General features: G+C 66.5%; 4 protein-coding genes and 1 pseudogene. All 5 read left to right on the top strand.

Translation table 11 applies throughout. The annotated features are described in order from the left end of the window. Window positions 1-222: pseudogene (locus ELR45_RS37925) on the top strand (phosphate ABC transporter ATP-binding protein); the annotation flags it as partial. A 3-nt stretch (window positions 223-225) separates the two neighbouring features. Then, complete coding sequence (locus ELR45_RS15400; RefSeq protein WP_129667208.1) at window positions 226-1,008, top strand: ABC transporter permease; 783 nt, start codon at window positions 226-228, stop codon at window positions 1,006-1,008. A 138-nt stretch (window positions 1,009-1,146) separates the two neighbouring features. Then, a complete protein-coding gene (locus tag ELR45_RS15405; protein WP_129667209.1) occupies window positions 1,147-1,581 on the top strand; it encodes a pyridoxamine 5'-phosphate oxidase family protein in 435 nt (144 codons plus the stop codon). Window positions 1,582-1,750: 169 nt separating this feature from the next. After that, complete coding sequence (locus ELR45_RS15410; protein WP_129667210.1) at window positions 1,751-2,440, top strand: CBS domain-containing protein; 690 nt, start codon at window positions 1,751-1,753, stop codon at window positions 2,438-2,440. A 499-nt stretch (window positions 2,441-2,939) separates the two neighbouring features. Further along, the gene (locus tag ELR45_RS15415; protein ID WP_240759758.1) at window positions 2,940-4,094 is read left to right on the top strand and encodes an aldose epimerase family protein; all 1,155 of its coding nucleotides are present in this window, start codon (window positions 2,940-2,942) and stop codon (window positions 4,092-4,094) included. Window positions 4,095-4,343: the final 249 nt, after the last annotated feature.

Here is a 4,343-nt window from a genome sequence, read left to right on the forward strand (position 1 = left end):
GTCCTGTTACTGGACGAGCCGACCTCGGCGCTCGACGAGGCTGCGGCTGAGGTGTTCGAGCAGGCGGTGGGCGAGCTGGTGAACGACGGGATCACGGCGGTGTGGGTGAGCCACGACGCGGCCCAGCTGCGGCGGGTGGCCGACGTGGTGCTGCGGATCGACGACGGACGGTATGACGGCTCCGAGCGAGTCGAACGTGGTCCTCGGACGGAGGAGGTGTGAACCGTGGAGGGTGAGGTCAGCATCGCCGGATTGGCGACGTCGCTGGCGCTGGTCGGGGTCGCCGCGGCGATCTCGCTGTGGCAGCACCTGGGTCTGGAACGCCGGATCCTGTGGGCGGCGGCTCGCGCCCTCGTCCAGCTGCTCCTGGTGGGCGCGGCGTTGTCGCTGATTATCGAGGAAGGCAGACCGATCGTCTGGTCCTGGCTGTGGGTGGTCGCGATGGTCGCCTACGCGGGCGATGTCGCGCGCCGGCGTGCACCCGAGGTGCCCGGGATCATGTGGCTAGCGATCGGCGCATTCGCCAGCGCCGCTGTGATCAGCCTCGGTGTCCTGTTCGGTTTCGGGGTGCTCCCGCTGGAAGGGCGGACGCTCGTTCCCATCGCGGGAATGATGGTGGGGAACTCAATGACCGCTACCGTGCTCGTCGCTCGTCGTCTCGTCGAAGAGCTGCGGGACAAGCGAGACGAGGTCGAAGCCCGGCTGGCGCTGGGACATGCGTCGAAGCAGGCGGCGACGCCGTACCTTCGTGCCGCCCTGCGTTCGGCCGTGACTCCCCAGATCGAGACCACTAAGGCCACAGGGCTGGTCTTCCTCCCAGGGGCGATGACGGGCTTGATCCTGGCCGGAGTGTCCCCGACGGACGCTGTGCTCGTGCAGGCCGTGGTGATGTTCCTGATTCTGGGCTCGGTCACGACCACCGGCGTGGTGATGGCTCTGGGCCTGGTGCGCCGCTTGTTCACGCCGGATCACCGGCTCCGCTGGCTTCCGCGTTCGGCGGACGTGTGATGCTGCAGAGTCTTTCGGCCCTACCGCTGTGTGGGCCGGACACAAAGGATTCGAGTAACGGTACTCACGAGGAGTTCCCCTTGCCACGAACACGGCCCGAGTCCGCGTCCGACCCGACACGTGCAGGTAAGGTGCCTCATGACAGATAAGCGCCAGCTGGTTCCCATGGAGCGGGATGATGCGATCCGCCTCCTCGGGAGCGTGTCTCTGGGCCGCATTGTGTTCACCTCACAGGCGTTGCCCGCGATCCGTCCCGTGAACCATCTCGTCGACGATGGCGACGTGATCATCCGCACCCACATCGGTGCGGCCATCACCTCTGTCGTCGCGCCGACCACTCCTGGCGTCGTCGTCGCGTATGAAGCCGACCAGATCGACCCGGAGTCTCATATCGGCTGGAGCGTCGTGATCACCGGGGTCGCCACGCCTATCACCGATGCCGGCGACATCGCTCGATACGAGCGGCAGCTCGAACCGTGGATCAGCCAACCGATGGATCAGGTCGTGCGGATCGTGCCGGATCTGGTGACCGGTTACCGGCTGACCGACGGTTTGGCTCGCGACATCCACTGACCCCGGCGCTCCGGCCCGCATCCGTATGACATCTGACGGTCCTCGTCGGGTGGGACGTACCAGACGTGGCGGCTGTGCCCAGTTGGGTATATCCAATTCGTGGTGGAAGTGCCGGTGACGGGTCATTCGGCCCTACCCCGGCGTTCATTGGGAGGGTGAATGTGAGGACATGAGATACCTGGTGGTGCGCGACGTCATGACGAGGGATGTGGTTACGGTCACGGCGTCGACTCCCTTCAAGGACGTGGCGCGGCTGCTCGACGAACATAAGATCAGCGCGGTCCCGGTGGTGGATGAGCGCCGGAGGGTCGTCGGCGTGGTATCCGAGTCGGACCTGCTGCTCAAGCACGAGTACCGGGACACCAGGCTTCGCGCCGGCTGGCTCACGTCGGCCCAGGCCCGTGCCGTGCAGACGAAGGCGTGCGGCAGCGTAGCCGGGGACCTGATGACGTCACCCGCGGTGACGGTGGGTGGGTCGTCGTCCGCGGAGGAGGCGGCCAGGCGGATGGACGTGCATCGGGTCAAACGGCTCCCGGTCGTGGACGGCGAGGGCAGTCTGGTGGGGATCGTCAGCCGGTCCGACCTGGTGACCGTCTTTCTCCGTTCCGATGCGGAGATCCGCGACGAGGTCTGGCGGGAGATCTCCCAGCGTGTGCTGCTGACCGAAGCCGGAACGGTGTACGTGGACGTCCGCGACGGTGTCGTGGCTCTACGCGGCGAGCTGGAACGTAAGAGCAGCGTGGACATCGCGGAGGAGATGATCCGGCGAATCGACGGCGTCGTGGACGTCGTCAATCAGCTGAACTTTGCCCGCGACGACTCTGGGAGTCATACCGCGTGGATCACCGGCCCGACGTAGCCGACAGCCAATACCTGAGTGCGTCGTCGACGGCTCTCTGGTAACGGTTCGCGTCCCAGCGGCCAGGCACGACGTGGGGCTTGCAAAGGCAAGGAAAGCTGGACTGCTGAGAAAGTGGGCGCCAACCCCTTAACGTGTGCCGATATGCGCGCTATGTTAACGCTCACAGGTGTCTGTCGGGCCACATCCGGCCGGGCGCCACAGGTCAGGGGGTGGATTACAGCGTTGGTCACCGGCCGCGCCACCTGAAGTCACACGTCGTCGAGTCTCGTGCCAGGGGAATGGACCGGCAGCCGCATCGTCAATGGAGAGGAGTGCGGTGGACATGTCGAACAATCGCGCGAAGCCTGAGTTGTCGCGGTTCTGGGGAAAGCCGCGGCTCTCCGGAAGAGAACGGTTCTTCGGAGGGCGACGACCAACGAGACGGCAATCATGGTCCGCAAGGGCGTGGCTTCCGGCCCGTGCCCGCAGCCTGGCACGCCTCGGTGTCGTTGCCGCGGTGGTGGCCGCAGCCGGCCTGATCGCCGCGCCGTCGTCGGGCGTCGACTACTCGGCGGAGCAGGCCAGGCATGGCAAGCCGAGCATCGCAAGCGAGCAGTTCGGCACGCTTGCGGACGGCACCGAGGTGGACATCTACACCCTGCGTAACTCGCTTGGCATGGAGGTCACCGTCCTGACGTACGGCGGGATCCTGCAGTCGATCGAGGTGCCGGACCGGCGTGGCCGACTGGATAACGTCACCCTCGGGTTCGACAACCTGGATGACTACGTCGAGCTCAATGATCCCTACTTCGGCGCCATCATCGGGCGTTACGGTAACCGGATCGCCGACGGCCGGTTCACCCTGGACGGCGTCGAGTACCAGCTCGCGACCAACAACGAGCCCAATCACCTGCACGGCGGCGACGTGGGCTTCGACAAGCGCGTCTGGGAGGTGACCGACACGTTCCGTGACCGCGGGAGCGTCGGTCTCGAGCTTTCGTACACCAGCCCGGACAGCGAGGAAGGGTATCCGGGAACGCTGGACACGACCGTCACGTACACGTTGACGAATAAGAACGAGATCGTCATGGACTACGAAGCCACGACGGACGCGCCCACGGTCGTCAACCTCACCAACCACGCCTACTTCAACCTCTCGGGCGAGGGGAGCGGCAGCATCGAAGGGCACAAGCTGCATCTGGACGCCGGGCACTACACGCCCGTCGACGAGACACTGATCCCGACCGGCGAGATCGCGTCGGTCGAGGGAACGCCGTTCGACTTCCGCAGGCCGACCGAGATCGGCGCCCGGATCCGGGACGACCACGAGCAGCTGCTCTTCGGCCAGGGCTACGACCACAACTTCGTGCTCGACCGGGACGGCGGCGGGCTCGAGCTCGCCGCCGAGTTGAGCGACCGGCACAGCGGGCGGACGTTGTCGGTCTACACCACCGAGCCGGGCATCCAGTTCTACTCGGGCAACTTCCTCGACGGCACGCTGGTCGGGACCGGAGGCAAGACCTACCGGCAGGGCGATGGCCTCGCCCTGGAGACCCAGCACTTCCCGGACTCGCCGAACCAGCCGGACTTCCCGTCCACCGTTCTCCGCCCGGGGGAGACGTACGACACCACGACCATCTACCAGTTCTCGCCCGCCAAGCGTGGGCGCTAGGGCCGCTCAGTGGCCTCGTGCCGCCGAAGCCTGATGAGACAACCCTCTGGAGGTTGGGCCGGTGACCGCCGGCCCAGCCATCGGAAAGGAGCCGACGATGACGAAGCAGCAGCTGAGGGCCGGACGGTGGCGGCAGGCCGCCGGTCCGGCGCGGACCGGCGTGGCCGTGCTCGCAGCGGCCGCGCTGGTGGCCGCGTGCACAGGGGCGGACGACAACGGCGAGGAAGGTGACGATGGGGACGCCGGCAA

The organism is Phytoactinopolyspora endophytica, from assembly GCF_004138495.1.
Classification (GTDB): Bacteria; Actinomycetota; Actinomycetes; order Jiangellales; family Jiangellaceae; genus Phytoactinopolyspora; species Phytoactinopolyspora endophytica.

Excerpts from the sequence above, each read along its gene's own strand:
- ELR45_RS15405 (WP_129667209.1), top strand. The coding sequence starts at position 1,147 with ATGACAGATAAGCGCCAGCTGGTTCCCATGGAGCGGGATGATGCGATC.
- ELR45_RS15410 (WP_129667210.1), top strand. The coding sequence starts at position 1,751 with ATGAGATACCTGGTGGTGCGCGACGTCATGACGAGGGATGTGGTTACG.